The 15,431-nt window shown below is 71.3% G+C and carries 16 protein-coding genes; 6 read left to right on the forward strand and 10 right to left on the reverse strand.

Features of this window, described 5'->3' with window-relative positions; genetic code table 11:
• Positions 1 to 14: 14 nt before the first annotated feature.
• The 4 genes from NNW99_RS29895 to NNW99_RS29910 all read right to left on the reverse strand — a co-directional run bounded on the left by NNW99_RS29895 (position 15) and on the right by NNW99_RS29910 (position 3,610).
• Complete coding sequence (locus NNW99_RS29895; protein ID WP_215122277.1) at positions 15 to 1,268, reverse strand: sensor histidine kinase; 1,254 nt, start codon at positions 1,266 to 1,268, stop codon at positions 15 to 17.
• The gene (locus NNW99_RS29900; protein WP_215122278.1) at positions 1,265 to 2,272 is read right to left on the reverse strand and encodes a hypothetical protein; all 1,008 of its coding nucleotides are present in this window, start codon (positions 2,270 to 2,272) and stop codon (positions 1,265 to 1,267) included. Before NNW99_RS29900 ends, NNW99_RS29895 begins: the two co-directional genes overlap by 4 nt.
• Before the next feature lie 90 nt (positions 2,273 to 2,362).
• Positions 2,363 to 2,833 (reverse strand): GNAT family N-acetyltransferase, encoded by a 471-nt coding sequence (locus NNW99_RS29905; protein ID WP_215122279.1) that lies wholly within the window; start codon positions 2,831 to 2,833, stop codon positions 2,363 to 2,365.
• 3 nt (positions 2,834 to 2,836) lie between these two features.
• Positions 2,837 to 3,610: an IclR family transcriptional regulator gene (locus tag NNW99_RS29910; protein ID WP_189730338.1), complete on the reverse strand. Its 774-nt coding sequence runs from the start codon at positions 3,608 to 3,610 to the stop codon at positions 2,837 to 2,839.
• Positions 3,611 to 3,760: 150 nt separating this feature from the next.
• Here NNW99_RS29910 and NNW99_RS29915 point away from each other — a divergent pair, with 150 nt between their 5' ends.
• The 5 genes from NNW99_RS29915 (at position 3,761) to NNW99_RS29935 (ending at position 8,501) form a co-directional block, all read left to right on the forward strand.
• A complete protein-coding gene (locus tag NNW99_RS29915) occupies positions 3,761 to 5,290 on the forward strand; it encodes an aldehyde dehydrogenase (NADP(+)) (RefSeq protein ID WP_215122280.1) in 1,530 nt (509 codons plus the stop codon).
• A gap of 99 nt (positions 5,291 to 5,389) precedes the next feature.
• Positions 5,390 to 5,998 (forward strand): DUF1349 domain-containing protein, encoded by a 609-nt coding sequence (locus tag NNW99_RS29920; RefSeq protein WP_215122281.1) that lies wholly within the window; start codon positions 5,390 to 5,392, stop codon positions 5,996 to 5,998.
• A gap of 49 nt (positions 5,999 to 6,047) precedes the next feature.
• Positions 6,048 to 6,563 (forward strand): GNAT family N-acetyltransferase, encoded by a 516-nt coding sequence (locus tag NNW99_RS29925; RefSeq protein WP_215122282.1) that lies wholly within the window; start codon positions 6,048 to 6,050, stop codon positions 6,561 to 6,563.
• Positions 6,564 to 6,628: 65 nt separating this feature from the next.
• The gene (locus NNW99_RS29930; RefSeq protein ID WP_215122283.1) at positions 6,629 to 7,351 is read left to right on the forward strand and encodes a DsbA family oxidoreductase; all 723 of its coding nucleotides are present in this window, start codon (positions 6,629 to 6,631) and stop codon (positions 7,349 to 7,351) included.
• A gap of 97 nt (positions 7,352 to 7,448) precedes the next feature.
• Positions 7,449 to 8,501, forward strand: coding sequence for an aminotransferase class V-fold PLP-dependent enzyme (locus NNW99_RS29935; RefSeq protein WP_215122284.1), 1,053 nt, complete (start codon positions 7,449 to 7,451; stop codon positions 8,499 to 8,501).
• A 78-nt stretch (positions 8,502 to 8,579) separates the two neighbouring features.
• Here the strand turns inward: NNW99_RS29935 and thpD are convergent, their stop codons facing one another.
• The 6 genes from thpD to NNW99_RS29965 form a co-directional block, all read right to left on the reverse strand.
• Positions 8,580 to 9,488 carry an ectoine hydroxylase gene (gene thpD / locus NNW99_RS29940; protein WP_215122285.1) on the reverse strand — a complete coding sequence of 303 codons (909 nt, stop codon included), beginning with the start codon at positions 9,486 to 9,488 and terminating at the stop codon, positions 8,580 to 8,582.
• A 6-nt stretch (positions 9,489 to 9,494) separates the two neighbouring features.
• Positions 9,495 to 9,893, reverse strand: coding sequence for an ectoine synthase (locus NNW99_RS29945; protein WP_184599670.1), 399 nt, complete (start codon positions 9,891 to 9,893; stop codon positions 9,495 to 9,497).
• A gap of 44 nt (positions 9,894 to 9,937) precedes the next feature.
• Entirely contained in the window at positions 9,938 to 11,209 is a 1,272-nt protein-coding gene (ectB, locus tag NNW99_RS29950) for a diaminobutyrate--2-oxoglutarate transaminase (protein ID WP_215122286.1), read from the reverse strand.
• A 59-nt stretch (positions 11,210 to 11,268) separates the two neighbouring features.
• On the reverse strand, positions 11,269 to 11,775 hold the full coding sequence (ectA, locus tag NNW99_RS29955; protein WP_215122287.1) for a diaminobutyrate acetyltransferase: 507 nt from the start codon (positions 11,773 to 11,775) through the stop codon (positions 11,269 to 11,271).
• Between the two features lie 339 nt (positions 11,776 to 12,114).
• Positions 12,115 to 12,654 carry a DinB family protein gene (locus NNW99_RS29960; RefSeq protein WP_215122288.1) on the reverse strand — a complete coding sequence of 180 codons (540 nt, stop codon included), beginning with the start codon at positions 12,652 to 12,654 and terminating at the stop codon, positions 12,115 to 12,117.
• 369 nt (positions 12,655 to 13,023) lie between these two features.
• The gene (locus tag NNW99_RS29965) at positions 13,024 to 14,124 is read right to left on the reverse strand and encodes an alanine--glyoxylate aminotransferase family protein (protein WP_215122289.1); all 1,101 of its coding nucleotides are present in this window, start codon (positions 14,122 to 14,124) and stop codon (positions 13,024 to 13,026) included.
• 120 nt (positions 14,125 to 14,244) lie between these two features.
• Between NNW99_RS29965 and NNW99_RS29970 the strand changes: the two genes are divergently transcribed.
• Positions 14,245 to 15,336, forward strand: a complete 1,092-nt coding sequence (locus tag NNW99_RS29970; protein WP_215122290.1) for an amidohydrolase family protein — start codon at positions 14,245 to 14,247, stop codon at positions 15,334 to 15,336.
• The last annotated feature ends 95 nt before the right edge of the window (positions 15,337 to 15,431 follow it).

The raw sequence follows: 15,431 nt of genomic DNA on the forward strand, positions 1-15,431 counted from the left end.
TCATTCAGGTCTCTTCATTCAGGTCTCTTCATCGGCAGGCGTACGCGCAGCCGCCAGGTCTGTGCGGAGGTCGGCCCGGCCGTCGACGTCCCGCCCAGCAGCCTGGCCCGGTCCGCGATGCCCCGCAGCCCGTGGCCGCCGCCGGGCCGGGAGGGCGCCGGGCCGGTCACCGGATTCTCCACGGTGATCTCCAGCTCCCCGTCCGCCACCGCGATCCGCACGTCCACGGCGACCCGGTGCCCGGCGTGCCTGAGGGCGTTGCTCAGCCCCTCCTGCACGATGCGGTAGGCCTCGCGGGACAGCAGCGGAGGCAGCGCCTCCGGGTCGGCTTCGATCGTGGCCGTGACCCGGGCCCCGCCCGCCCGGGTACGGGACAGCAGGCCGTCGAGGTCGCCGGCGAGGGTGGGTGCCGGGGCCGTCCCGGGGCCGTCGCCCTCGCGCAACACGCCCAGCACGGCGTCGAGTTCGCCGACGGTACGCCGGGTCGTGTCCTCGATCGCGGCGAGCGCCTCGCGCACGAACTCCGGGTCGGAGTCGAGGACCCGGCGGGCCGCGCTCGCCTGGAGGGTGACCGCGCTCAGCGCGTGCCCGACCGAGTCGTGCAGCTCCCGCGCCAGCCGGTTGCGTACGGCGAGGTCGGCGGCGCGTGCCTCCGCCGCCGCCAGCCGGCCCTCGGGAGACGGGCCGAGCAGGGCGGGCGCCCAGCGGGCCAGCAGCACACCGCCGCCTGCCGCGCAGCCCGCGAGGGCGACCAGCATCGCCGCGCCCGCGAGCGGCATGAGCGCCAACGCCCAGGCCTGGTCCAGGGCTTCGGGCACTCCGGACGGTGTGCCGCGCAGCCCGGCGATGAGCGGCAGCAGGATCAGCGCCACGGCGAACGGCGGCACGGCCAGCGACATCCCGGCGATGATCCCGCCCAGCCCGAGATGCAGCGTGAACCAGGCCGCCGTACGCCCCTTCTCGCCCCGCGTCCGGGCCGGTCCGAAGGCGAGCCGGTCCGCGTCGACACCGCACAGCCAGCGCACGGCGGCGGCCTCCAGCGGCCGGGTCAGCGGGAACACGGATGTGACGGCGGCGAGCGGCAGCCCCACCCCGAACGAGGCGAGCTGCAGGGGAAAGGACCCGAAGACGTCCGTGCTGCCGGTGGCCGGGCCGATGATCACCGAGCCCACCAGCACATACGGCATGGCGAGCGCGCCGCCGAGGATCAGATGGATCCAGCGCAGCCGCGCCCGCCGGCCGAACAGAAGCCGGGCGGCCTGTCTCACACCGCCCGCCGAGCGGTCCTGGCCGAGCGCTCCGCGAACCAGTAGACGCCGAGGGCGGCGACGAGGAAGCCGACGAGCATCTGCCCAGCGTAGGCGAGGCTCATCAGCGGCGTCGGACGGTCGGCGATGTCCTCCACACCGCCGAGCGAGGCCAGCGACAGCCAGCCGCCCCAGCAGGCCACGGCACCCGAGCCGACCCAGGCCAGCCCGAGCGGCACCGCCACGGGCAGGGCCCGGCCGCGCCGGAACGCCAGCAGGAAGCCAGCGGCGACGGCCGCGACGAGGAACACCACGTACACGGCCTCCAGGACGAGGAAGTCGGAGGTGCGGTCCGCCGCCCGGCCCTCACTGAGCCCGGCGCTCACACCACAGGCCCACAGGAGATGGACGGTGAGCGGCAGCAGGGCGAGCACGGCGGCCGCGACCGCCAGCGCGCGGTGGGCGGGCCCGGCCACCCCGACCGGCAGCTCCCACACCCGGCCGCGCCACAGGTGCCCCCAGCGGTCGCGGGCGTAGAGCACGAACAGGGCGCCCAGAGCGATCCCTTGGAGGATGAACCCGCTGTACACCACGGTGAACACCCAGGAGTGGAGGAAGGCGTCACGCCCCCGGCCCGGCGCGGCTCCGCCGCCGAACGCCCTCACGACCAGCTGCGCCGGGAACCCGGTCATGATCGGCGCGAGCAGCCCGGTGGCGACCCACACCGGGAACGCCAACAACCAGGCGGGCACCCTCAGACCCCACGGCCGGGTCAGCACCAGCGCCAGCACGATCACCCCGCTGTCCAGCAGCACGGAGAGAGCGTTGATCACGGCCATGCCGACACGGTCGTCGAGCAGGGCGCTCCCCTCGGGGATACCGATGTGGCTACCGGCGATCCAGGCGGCCTTGAGCCCGAGGTACGGCAGACACGAGAGGACGGCGACGGCACGCAGCAACCGCCGGGGGCGGCTCGGACGGACGGCGGGGCGGGGAGCGGCGACGGGAGTGATCGACTGCGTCATGCGATCAGGCTCCCGCGCGGGAGGCGGACGGCACGTCCTGCACGGTGACGATCCGCCTCCGCCGCACGGGGGAGACCCTTGGGGCGTTTCTCAGCCCTCCAGGATCAGCACCGTCTCGTCGATCTCGGCGTCCCGGGCCTGCGCGTACCCCCGGGCCGACGCCACGACACGGAACCCGCACTTCTCCAGGACCCGCAGCGACCCCACGTTGTCCGAGGCCGCCCGCGCGTAGAGGGGACGCTCGTCCACCTCCGTCACCAGGGCCCGCAGGGCCTCGGTCGCGATGCCCTTGCCCCAGTACGCGCGGTCGACCCAGTACGTCACCTCGCGCTCGCCCGGCTCCCCGTACACCGCCGTGCTGCCGACCACGTCACCGTCGGCCAGCACGGTGCGGATCACGGCGGACGAGGAGCGGATCCTGGCCCAATGGGCGTCGAAGGCGGCCCGGTCGGCCGGGTCCTTGGGGGTGAAGGCGGCCATGTGCAGCGCCTCGGGGTCGTTCATCTGCCGGAAGAAGACCGGCAGATCGCTGTCGTGGACCGTACGCAGCTCGACATTCATGCCTCAGAGCCTACGGGTGGCCAGTGTCAGTCGGTCCCGGGCGTCGAACAGCGCGTCCTTCACCAGCTGTTCGTGCGCCGGCGTCAGCCGGGCCACCGGCACCGAGCAGCTGATCGCGTCCCGCGCCGGAGTGCGGTACGGGATCGCCACACCGAAGCAGCGCAGCCCCAGCGTGTTCTCCTCGCGGTCCACGGCGAAGCCCTGCTCCCGCACCTGGTGCAGCTCCTCGATGAGCTTCTCCCGGTCGGTGATGGTGTGCTCGGTCAGCGCGGGCAGCGTCTCCGGGAGCATCTTGCGGACCTGCTCGTCCGAGTACGTGCTCAGCAGCGCCTTGCCGAGGGACGTGGAGTGCGCGGGCAGCCGGCGGCCGACCCGGGTGAAGGGGCGCAGATAGTGCTGCGACTGACGGGTGGCGAGATAGACGACGTTCGTGCCGTCCAGCCGGGCCAGGTGGATGGTCTCCGTGGTGTCGTCCGAGAGCCGGTCCAGCGTCGGCCGGGCCGAGGCGACCACCTCGTCGCCGTCGATGTACGACGTGCCGACCAGCAGGGCCCGGACGCCGATGCCGTACCGCGTGCCCGTCGCGTCCGTCTCCACCCAGCCCAGCTCGACCAGGGTGCGCAGCAGCATGTACAGACTGGACTTGGGATACCCGACGGCCTCCTGGACCGCCGCGAGGGAGTGCATACCGGGACGGCCGGCGAAGTACTCCAGCAGTTCCACGGTCCGCACCGCGCTCTTGACCTGCGCACCGCCGCCTGTCTCGCCTGCCGACATCGCCCTTGACCCCTTCGTTCGACGAGAAGCTGGAGATATAGTCTCCGACAGCATTCATCATCAGAGACAGCGTTCAGTATATCGAACATCCCTGGTGATGACGTACATACTGCGGCATTGCATGCGGCAACGAATGTGGAGGGACCCGCGGTGGCAGCAGCACCAGTCTGGAGTGTCGACCCCCGAACCGGGAAGCAGCGCGAGCAGGTTGCGGTGGAGGCCACAGCCCAGGAGGTGGACGCCGCCGTCCGGGCCGCGGACGAGGCGCGGGGCGCACTCGCCGACCGGGCCGTCCGCTCGGCCTTCCTGCGCACCGCCGCCGACGAGCTGCAGGCGGCCAAGGACGGTCTCGTCGAGACCGCCGACGCCGAGTCCGCGCTCGGCCCGGTCCGGCTGACCGGCGAACTCGCCCGCACCTGCTACCAGCTTCGGGCCTTCGCCGACATAGTCGACGAGGGCGCCTTCCTCGACGTCGTCATCAACCACCCCGACGACACCGCGACCCCGCCGATCCCGGACCTGCGCCGCTACAAGGTGCCGCTGGGCGTCGTCGCCGTCTACTCGGCGTCGAACTTCCCCTTCGCCTTCTCGGTCGCGGGCGGCGACACCGCGAGCGCCCTCGCGGCCGGCTGCCCGGTCGTCGTCAAGGCCCACCCGGACCACCCGGCCCTGTCCGAGTACGTCGCCGTGGTGCTGCGCCGGGCCGCCGCCCGGCACGGCATCCCCGAGGGTGTCGTCGGGCTGGTGCACGGCTTCGAGGCCGGCGTCGAGCTGATCCAGCACCCGCTGGTCGCGGCGGCCGGCTTCACCGGCTCGGTGCGCGGTGGCCGTGCCCTCTTCGACGCGGCGGCCGCCCGCCCCGTCCCGATCCCCTTCCACGGCGAGCTGGGCTCCCTGAACCCGGTCGTCGTCACCGAGGCCGCGGCCGCCGAGCGCGCCGAGGCGATCGGCGCCGGCCTCGCCGGGTCGATGACGCTGGGCGTCGGCCAGTTCTGTGTGAAGCCGGGCCTCGTCCTCGCCCCCGCCGGTGCCGCCGGTGACGCGCTGCTGAAGTCCCTGACCGACGCCGTCAGCGACACCGACGCCGGTGTCCTGCTCGACCACCGCATGCGCGACAACTTCGTCGCCGGTGTCGCCGAGCGCGCGCGGCTCGCCGACGTGGAGTCCCCGGTCACGCCCGGCTCGGGCGGCGACCACACCGTCAGCGCGGGCTTCCTCACCGTCCCGGCGAGCCGGCTGGCCGCGGAGGGCGAGCACGATCTGCTGTTGGAGGAGTGCTTCGGGCCGGTCACCGTGGTGGCCCGCTACGAGGACGACGCCGAGGTGAAGGCGGTGCTGTCGCGGCTGCCGGGGAATCTCACGGCGACCGTGCAGCTCTCCGAGGAGGAGGCCGCGGGGGAGGGCCGGGGTTCCGAGATCCTGGCGGAGCTGACGCCGCTGGCCGGGCGTGTGCTGGTCAATGGGTGGCCGACGGGGGTTGCGGTCGCGCCCGCGCAGCATCACGGTGGGCCTTACCCGGCTACGACTTCTATGTCCACGTCGGTGGGGGGTACGGCTATCGAGCGGTGGTTGCGGCCGGTGGCGTACCAGAACGCGCCGTCTGCTTTGCTTCCTGCGGAGCTTCGGGATGACAACCCGTTGGGGCTGCCTCGGCGGTTCGACGGGCGGTTGGAGCGGTAGCGCCGTGGGGGGTGCGGTGAGTTGCGGGCTGCCGGTTCGTTGTGGCTTGTCGCGCAGTTCCCCGCGCCCCTTCAGGTGGGACCTGGAAGAGTTGGTTGGATGGATCTGGAACTTTCCGAACTTCCTTTCGGTCTGCGTACGTATGGGCCTGATGGTCACTGGTCTTATGAGGACGGGGTGCTGTCCGGGTGGGCCGGGCCCAGGCAGGATCGGTTCGTGCCGCCCACCGGGGAGGGGCTGGACCCCGCCGCCGACGCGCCGCGGCTGCTCGGGGCGCCCGAAGGGGACTTCCAGCTGATCGCCCGGGTCACCGTGGGGTTCGGTGCGGCCTTCGACGCGGGCGTGCTCTATGTGCATGTCGGGGAGCGGGCCTGGGCGAAGCTGTGTCTTGAGTACTCCCCGGACGTCCCCACCGTCTGCACGGTCGTCACCCGGGGCCACTCGGACGACGCCAACTCCTTCACTGTGGACGGCAGTTCCGTCTGGCTGCGGATCAGCCGCACCGGCCGGGCCTTCGGCTTCCACGCCTCCCGGGACGGCGAACACTGGACCTTCGTCCGCCTCTTCACCCTGGGCGAGGAGAAGGAGACGGGCGCGGCCCTGGTCGGCTTCATGACCCAGTCCCCGATGGGCGAGGGTTGCGTGGTGACGTACGACCACATCGAGTTCCGCCCGAACTGGCCGAAGGACCTGCGCGACGGCAGCTGAGGCTCGCCCGGGGGGGAACCGCCCCCTCGCCCGGCGCGTCCTGTGCTGCATGATCGAAACCAACCCGAATGTCGATGGTCTGGAGATCAGGACCGCACTGCCCGCCGAAGCCGGGGAGGTCGCCGCGTTACATCAGCGCGCCCGGGCCACCTACTACCCGGACGGGTTCCCGGACGACGGGGCCGACTGGCAGGGCCGGTGGCGGGAGGCGATAGGGAGGTCCGACGGGCGGGTGCTGTGCGCGGTGCGTGACGGGCGCCTGGCCGGGATCGCCTCCTTCCGCCGGGCGGAGGGGGCTCCCGCGGGCACCGTCACGCTGTTCCAGTTCCACGTCGACCCCGACCGCTGGCGCGCCGGAATCGGCACCGCCCTGCACACCGCGTGCGTCGCGGAGTGGCGGACCGGCGGGGTGCGTACGGCCTGGCTCGACGTGCATGTGAGCAATGAGCGGGCCCGGGGCTTCTACGGTCGCCAGGGGTGGGCAGCGGACCCGGAGTCGCCGGTCGCCCCGGACGATCACCACATGCGGCTGCGTCTCACCGTCCCGGGGAATGAAGCCCGCTGATTGAACGTTCACGCACTCGGCGGAGGGAGTCTCCGTAACCCGTACGAGCTGGAGAGAGCCGAGACATGCGCGTCGAGATCTGGAGCGACATCGCCTGCCCCTGGTGCTACGTGGGCAAGGCCCGCTTCGACAAGGCGCTGCGGGACTTCCCGCACCGCGACGAGGTCGAGGTCGTGCACCGCTCCTTCGAGCTGGACCCGGGCCGTGCCAAGGACGACATCCAGCCCGTGATCACCATGCTCACCAGGAAGTACGGGATGAGCGCCGCCCAGGCCGAGGCCGGTGAGGACAATCTGGGCGCGCAGGCCGCCGCCGAGGGCCTGGACTACCGCACCCGGGGCCGCGACCACGGCAGCACCTTCGACATGCACCGTCTGCTCCACCTCGCCAAGGAGCACGGCCGTCAGGAGCGGCTGCTCGACGTGCTGTACCGGGCCAACTTCGCCGAGGAGCGCTCGGTCTTCGGCGAGGACGAGCGGCTCGTGGAGCTGGCCGTGGCCGCCGGGCTCGACGAGGACGCCGTCCGTGGTGTGCTCGCCGACCCGGAGGCCTACGCCGCCGAGGTCCGGGCCGACGAGCGGGAGGCCGCCGAGCTCGGCGCGAACGGTGTGCCGTTCTTCGTGCTGGATCGCAAGTACGGCGTCTCCGGCGCCCAGCCCGCCGAGGTCTTCGCCCAGGCCCTGACACAGGCCTTCGGCGAGCGCGCGCCGCTGAAGATCGTCGAGAGCGGATCCACCGACGGCGCGGACGCGTGTGGTCCGGACGGCTGTGCGGTGCCCCAGCACTGAAAACCGCAGGTCGGGGCGCATCCATAAGCGCCTCTTGGCGATATCACGCAGACATCGGCAATGGACGGGGGGTTCCCACGGGACGCAGAGTGGTCCCATGGAGACCTTCGAGAACCTCGTCCGCGCCGAGTTCACCCCGAAGCACACCTACCTCAACACCGCGAGCAACGGGCTCCTGCCCGCCCGTACCGTCACCGCCCTGCACCAGGCGGTGCGGATGCGGGCCGAGGGCACGCCCCTGGGTCCCCTGTACGAGGAGGTGGAGGCCGCCCGCGCGTCCTTCGCCCGGCTGGCCGGGGTGCCGGCGGAGCGTGTCGCGACCGGGGCCTCGGTCGCCGAGTACGGCGGGCTGATCGCGGCGTCGCTGCCCGCCGGTGCCGAAGTCCTCACGGCGGAGGCCGACTTCGCCTCCCTGGTGAACCCGTTCCATGTGCGCGGCGACCTCAAGGTGCGGGCCGTGCCCCTGGAGCGGCTCGCCGAGTCCGTCCGGCCCGGCACCGCGCTCGTCGCGGTCAGCACCGCCCAGTCCGCCGACGGCCGGCTCGCCGACCTTCCGGCCGTGCGCGAGGCGGCCCGGGCGCACGGGGCCCGCACCTACGTCGACGCCTCGCAGTCGGCCGGCTGGCTGCCCATGGACGGTGACGCCGACGACTTCCTCGCCGCCGTCGGCTTCAAATGGCTCATGGGGCCGCACGGGGCCGCGTTCTTCGTCGCACCGCAAGACTTCGGCGGGCTCACCCCGCTGCTCGCCGGCTGGGTCGCCGGCGAGATCCCCTGGGACAGCTGCTACGGCCCCGTCGAGCAACTCGCCGACTCCGCACGGCGGTTCGACATCAGCCCGGCCCTCTTCACCTACGCCGGGCTGCGCGCCTCACTGGCGCTGATCGAGGAACTCGGCGTCGACGCCGTGCACGCCCACGATCTCGCGCTCGCGGACCGCTTCCGGGCCGGGCTGACCGGGCTGGGACACGAGCCGGTGCCCTCGCCGGGCTCGGCGATCGTGTCCGTGCCGGGGCTCGGCCACCGGCAGGGCGAGCTGAGCCGGGCGGGCATCGAGGTGTCCGACCGGGCCGGCAATCTGCGGGCCGCGTTCCACCTCTACAACACCCCGGCGGACGTCGACCGGCTCCTGGACGTCCTGTCCGGCTGAGGACATGACCGGGCCGGACCTCCCGTCCCACACGAGGAGGCCCGGCCCGGTGTTCAAAGGGGCGTCACCGCAGCGGTATCACCGCACCGGCGTGAACTCCCGGGCGCCGATGAACTCGGGACGCCGTACCGGCGCCGCGAACGGCTCGACCGCCGTGTTCTCCACGCTGTTGAACACGATGAACACGTTGCTGCGCGGGAACGGCGTGATGTTGTCGCCGGAACCGTGCATGGCGTTGCAGTCGAACCAGGTCGCCGAACCGGCCTTGCCCGTGAACAACTTGATGCCGTGCTGCGAGGCCATGTGGCTCAGCGCCTCGTCGGAGGGCGTGCCCGCGTCCTGCATCTGCAGCGACTTCTTGTAGTTGTCCTTCGGCGTCTCACCCGAGCACCCGAGGAACGTCTTGTGCGACCCCGGCATGATCATGAGTCCGCCGTTGGTGTCGTAGTTCTCGGTCAGCGCGATCGAGACCGACACCGTGCGCATCCGCGGCAGACCGTCCTCGGCGTGCCACGTCTCGAAGTCCGAGTGCCAGTAGAAGCCACTGGCCCCGAACCCCGGCTTGACGTTGATCCGCGACTGGTGGACGTAGACGTCCGAGCCGAGGATCTGCCGCGCACGGCCGACGACACGCTCGTCGCGCACCAGCCTGGCGAACACCTCGCTGATCTTGTGCACCTCGAAGACCGTGCGGATCTCCTTGGACTGCGGCTCGACGATCGACCGCTCGTCGGCCCGCATGTCCGGGTCGTGCACCAGCCGGTTCAGCTCGTTCCGGTAGACGGCGACCTCGTCCTCGGTGATCAGCTCGTCGATGGCGAGGAAGCCGTCACGCTCGAACGACAACAGGTCGGCCGGCGCCACCGGGCCCGGGGCGTCGGGCGCGCCCCAGACGACCGGATCCTGGCGCGGCGTCAGCACCTCGGCGGCGCCACGACTCGGATAGAGGTCCGGCATACCGGTGGTCGTGTCGTAGGTGGCGGTCATGAAGCCTCACACCTCCTCGGTGAGCAGCGGGTAAACGCCGTTCTCGTCGTGGTCCTCCCGTCCGGTGACAGGCGGGTTGAAGACGCAGAGGCAGCGGAAGTCCTGCTTGATCCGCAGCGTGTGCTTCTCGTGCCCGTCCAGGAGGTACATGGTGCCGGGCGTGATCGTGTACGACTTCCCGGTCTCGTGGTCGGTGAGCTCGGCCTCGCCCTCCACGCAGACAACGGCCTCGATGTGGTTCGCGTACCACATCGATGTCTCCGTACCCGCGTACAGGACCGTCTCATGCAGGGAGAAGCCGACCTTCTCCTTGGCGAGGACGATGCGTTTGCTCTCCCACGTACCGGACGCCGACTTCACGTGCCGGTCGGTACCTTCGATCTCCTTGAACGAACGGACAATCACGGTGCTGCGATGCCTCCTAGGTGGGTGCTGCTTCGGTTGGTGTGTCAGGCGGTCTCTCGGACGGCGCGGGCCAGCGTGCGCAGGCCCTCGTCCAGCTCTTCGGGGGTGATGGTGAGGGCGGGGAGCATCTTGACGACCTCGCTCTCGGGGCCGGACGTCTCGATCAGCAGCCCCAGCTCGAAGGCGCGCTTGGCGACCTTGTTCGCGCGCTCCTTGTCGTGGAACTCCAGGCCCCACACCAGGCCGCGGCCCCGGTACTCCTTCACGTCGGCCAGGTTCTCCTCGGTGATGGAGATCAGCGCCTGCTCGACCTGCTCGCCGCGCTTGCGGGTCTGCTTCTCCATCGCGGAACCGTCGGCCCAGTACGTCTCGAGCGTCGCGGTGGCCGTGACGAACGCGGGGTTGTTGCCGCGGAAGGTGCCGTTGTGCTCGCCGGGCTCCCAGACGTCCAGCTCCGGCTTGAACAGGCACAGCGACATGGGCATGCCGTAGCCGCTGATCGACTTCGAGACGGTGACGATGTCCGGCACGATGCCCGCCTCCTCGAAGGAGAAGAAGGCGCCGGTACGGCCGCAGCCCATCTGGATGTCGTCGACGATGAGCAGCATGTCCTGCCGCTCGCACAGCTCGGACAGGGCACGCAGCCACTCGGGCCGGGCCACGTTGATGCCGCCCTCGCCCTGCACGGTCTCGACGATCACGGCGGCCGGCTTGTTCAGGCCGGAGCCCTGGTCCTCCAGCAGCCGCTCGAACCACAGGAAGTCCTCGACGGTGCCGTCGAAGTAGTTGTCGAACGGCATGGGCGTGCCGTGCACCAGCGGTATACCGGCGCCGGCCCGCTTGAAGGCGTTGCCGGTCACGGCCAGCGAGCCCAGCGACATGCCGTGGAAGGCGTTGGTGAAGGACACGATCGACTCGCGCCCCTTCACCTTGCGCGCCAGCTTCAGCGCGGCCTCCACGGCGTTGGTGCCGGTCGGGCCGGGGAACATGACCTTGTACGGCAGGTCACGCGGCCGCAGCAGCAGGTTCTGGAAGGCCTCCAGGAACGTGCGCTTGGCGGTGGTCGACATGTCGAGCCCGTGCGTGACGCCGTCACGCTCCAGGTAGTCGATCAGGGCGCGTTTCAGGACCGGGTTGTTGTGCCCGTAGTTCAGTGACCCGGCTCCGGCGAAGAAGTCGAGGTACTCATGGCCGTCCTCGTCGTACATACGGCTGCCCACGGCGCGGTCGAAGACGGTGGGCCAGCCGCGGCAGTAGCTGCGCACCTCGGACTCAACGGTCTCGAAGACACTCAGGTCGGGCTGGGTGATGGTCACGACGAATCGCTCCTAGGTACGTGGGGAAACTCTGCGGGAGTGGGGTGGGACGGGAAGTCTCAGTGGGGCAGCGGACCGATGCGGTACAGGACCTCGGGGTCGTGCGGCCCGTCGGGGAACACGGCCGTGTCGAAGAGCACCTCGCGCTCCAGCCGGGCGCCGTGACGCTCGGCGAACGATGTGAACAGGCGCTCCGAGGCGGCGTTGCCCGGAGTGATGGTGGTCTCCACGGTCGTCACCCCGTGCTCGGCCACGGTCCGGGCGACCAGACCGTCGAGCATCGTGGCGGCCAGCCCGCGCCCGCGGTGAGCCTCGTCCACGGCCACCTGCCAGACCAGCAGGGTGTGCGGGCTGTCCGGCCGCACGTACCCGGTGATGAAGCCCATCGGCTCGCCGTGCTCGTCACGCGCCACGGCCGACGTGGCCGCGAAGTCGCGGCACCAGAGCAGATAGCTGTAGGACGAGTTCAGGTCCAGAACCTTGGAGTCCTTCGCCATCCGCCACAGTGCGGCTCCGTCGGCCACGGTGGGTCGGTCGATTTGCGGGTCCGCTTGTACGGCAGTCATACCAATTGAATTTACCCAGAGAAATTCAAAATCGCATCGCCGGACGGGGTTACGTATGAGCCATGACTGTGTTATCGCGCGGGCGCGAGTCTTTAGGTGTGGGGGTGGTAAAATGTCTGGTTTCGTCCCGGAAAAATCGGGCGAAGCGGTCACTGTGTGTAACGCGTCACAGCCATGTAATCCCCACGAGATGCGCCCGAATTTCCTCGCCGAGTGTCCTCAAAATCTCTGGGTTTAGGACCGGGGAAAGCGGGCAGAAGAATACGGGAAGCTGTTCCTTGATGAATTCTTAATTGTGGGCCAGCTTACATGCGGGGCAGAGCGGAAAGTATCTGCAATTCAGGCCCCGGTCACTCCGTCGATGCGTTCTCGCAGGAGATCGGCGTGACCGTTGTGCCGCGCGTACTCCTCGATCATGTGAATCAGCACCCACCGCAGGCTGACCTCCATCCCCGGCACCGGCCCCTCGGCGACCCGCCCGACGTGGTCCAGCGGCAGCCCGCCGCACAGCTCCCGCCCACGCGCGATCTCCCGCCGCCAGATCCCCAGCGCCTCGTCGAGGCCCCGCCCCGGCTGCAGCGCGTAACCGGTCGGGTCCTCGAACAGCGGCGGCGCGTCGAGGCCGGCGGTCACTCTCTGGAACCAGTTCCGCTCCACCTCGGCGAGATGCTGCACCAGCCCCAACAGCGTCAGCGCGGACGGCTCGGCCGCCGGCATCCGCACCTGCGCGTCGTCGAGCCCCGCGCACTTCAGCGCCAGCGTGGCCCGGTGAAAGTCCAGCCAGCTCTCCAGCATGGCCCGCTCGTCACCACTCAGATGAGGCACGGGGCGGCCGTCGGGAAGCGTCGGGGTGAGTTCGGCGGATGTGTCGCTCGTCATACGCCGAGCATGGCACGGGCCACTGACACCGGCCGGTGTCTGCCATCCGGCCCGTCCGGTGACATCGGCCGGTATCGGCCTTCCAGCCCGTCCGGTGGCAACGGGGGCGCCGGCCTTCCGGCCCGTCCGGCGACATTGGGGGGGCGCCGGCCTTCCAGGCCGTCCGGTGACAACGGCCGGTGCCTGCTTCCAGCCCGTCCGGCGCTTGAGGACGAGGCCGTTCAGGCCGAAGCGGGGGTCTGGGGGCGCAGCCCCCGGCGGGGTTGAAGGGGCGGAGCCCCTGGGACAGGGACGGGAAGGGGCGGCGGGGGCGAAAACCGAGAACCTCAGCCCCCACCTCAGCCCCCGATCAAGACCTCAGCCCTCGAACTACCGCCACGCCCCCTCCACGGCCCGCAGCGCCCCCTCCACGTCCACCGTCAGCCCCTGCTCGGAGAGAGCCACCCCCAACGCCGCCAGACTCGCCCGCACAGCCCCCCGCGTCGCATCCGCCCCATAGTGGTTGACCCGGATCATCTCCTTGGCCAGCGCACCCCCACCGGCGGCGACCGGCAGTGCCGGATCCGCCTCCAGCGCCCTCGCCACCAGCTCCGACGCCACCACCCCCGACGGCACCCGGAGCGTCGTCGCGACGGGCGCCGCGTCCCGCGCCTCGTACACATACGGCTCAAGGCCACCACCGAGCGCGACCGCCCCGGCCCGCGTCGCCGCCGCGGCGGAGGCGTGCCGGGCCATCACGGCATCCAGCCCCACCGCCTCGATCCGCTCCACACACGCCTCCAGCCCGAGCATCTCCAGCTGCGCCGGAGCGTGCGGCAGCGCCTTGCGGCCGCCGTCGATCCACCGCTCCTTCCAGTCGAGGAGCGACAGATACGACCGGCGCGGCGCCCTCGGGTTCGCCGCCATCCGGGCCCAGGCCCGCTCGCTCACCGACACCGCCGAGACACCGGCGGGACCGCCCATGGCCTTCTGCGCGCCGATCACGCACAGGTCCACGCCCCACGCGTCGGTCAGCACCGGCTCGGCCCCGATCGACGCCACCGCGTCCAGGTAGAACAGCGCCCCGTGCGCCCGCACGACCTCGCCGATCTCCGCGACCGGGTTGGTGTTGCCGGTCGCCGCCTCCGCGTGCACCAGCGACACGAAGTCGATCTCCGGATGCTCGGCGAAGGCCTGCCGGATCTGCTCGGCCGTGACCGCCGTGTGGAAGGGCACCGCCAGGTCGACCACCGTGGCACCGCAGTCCCGCAGCCAGTCGCCGAAGGTCTGCCCGTAGGGGCCCGTGATGACGTTCAGCGCCGTCGTCCCCGGCCCGGCCGCGGCACGGATCGCGCCCTCCAGCGGCAGCAGCGCCTCGCCCTGCGTGATCACGACGTCCTGCTCGGTGCTCAGCAGCCGCGCCACACGGTCCTCGATCGCGGCGAAGCGGTCCGCGCCGAGCGGGGCCAGGTCCAGAAACGGGTGCGTCACGGTGGGGCTCTCTTCGTTCACGGGGCGGGCGCCGTCTGCCCGGGGCCGACGGCATCGAGGGTAACCGGCGGGTAGGTGCCCCCTCGCAGCCGAGGTCCGCGGCTCATTAGGGTGCGATGCATGAGCGATCGCACGGTGCTGCACGTGAAGGGACGGGTGCTCGTCGGGCCCGAGGACGTCCGCGACGAACTGTGGGTGGTGGACGGCCGCGTCTCCTACGACCGTCCCGCCGGTGCCCGTGACATCCGCACCGTCAAGGGCTGGGCCCTGCCCGGCCTCGTCGACGCGCACTGCCACGTGGGACTCGACCGGCACGGCGCGGTCCCGCAGGACGTCGCCGAGAAGCAGGCCCTGACCGACCGGGAGGCGGGCACGCTGCTGATCCGCGACGCGGGCTCGCCCTCCGACACCCGCTGGATCGACGACCGCGAGGACCTGCCGAAGATCATCCGCGCCGGGCGGCACATCGCGCGCACCCGTCGCTACATCCGCAACTACGCCTGGGAGGTCGAGCCGGAGGATCTCGTCGCCTACGTCGCCCAGGAGGCCCGGCGCGGCGACGGCTGGGTCAAGCTGGTCGGCGACTGGATCGACCGCGACCTCGGCGATCTGTCGGCCTGCTGGCCCCGGGGCGCGGTGGAGGCGGCGATCGCCGAGGCCCACCGCCTGGGCGCCCGCGTCACCGCGCACTGCTTCGCTGAGGACTCCCTGCGGGACCTCGTCGAGGCCGGCATCGACTGCATCGAGCACGCGACGGGCCTGACCGAGGACCTCATCCCGCTGTTCGCCGAACGGGGCGTCGCCATCGTCCCGACCCTGGTCAACATCGCCACCTTCCCGCAGCTCGCCGACGGCGGAGAGTCCCGGTTCCCGCAATGGTCGGCCCATATGCGCCGGCTCCACGAACGCCGCTACGACACCGTCCGGAACGCCTACGACGCCGGCATCCCCGTCTTCGTCGGCACCGACGCCGGCGGCAGCATCGCCCACGGCCTGGCGGCGGCCGAGGTCGCCGAACTGGTCACCGCAGGCATCCCGCCCCTCGACGCCCTGGCGGCCGGAACCTGGACGGCCCGCAGCTGGCTCGGCCGCCCCGGCCTGGACGAGGGCGCCCCGGCCGACCTGGTCGTCTACGACCAGGACCCGCGGGCCGACGTGGGGGTCCTGGCGGCGCCGCGCCGGGTGGTGCTGAACGGGCGCGTGGTCGGGTAGCCGAGCGGGTGACACGAGGGAACGCCTGTGCCGGGGGATTCGAAAACTTCCACGGTATCGCCACGTTGGAGTGAAGAGACGTCAGATCGCTGACG

Origin of the sequence: Streptomyces sp. CRCS-T-1 (genome assembly GCF_024442335.1) — a bacterium.
GTDB classification, from domain to species: domain Bacteria; phylum Actinomycetota; class Actinomycetes; order Streptomycetales; family Streptomycetaceae; genus Streptomyces; species Streptomyces koelreuteriae.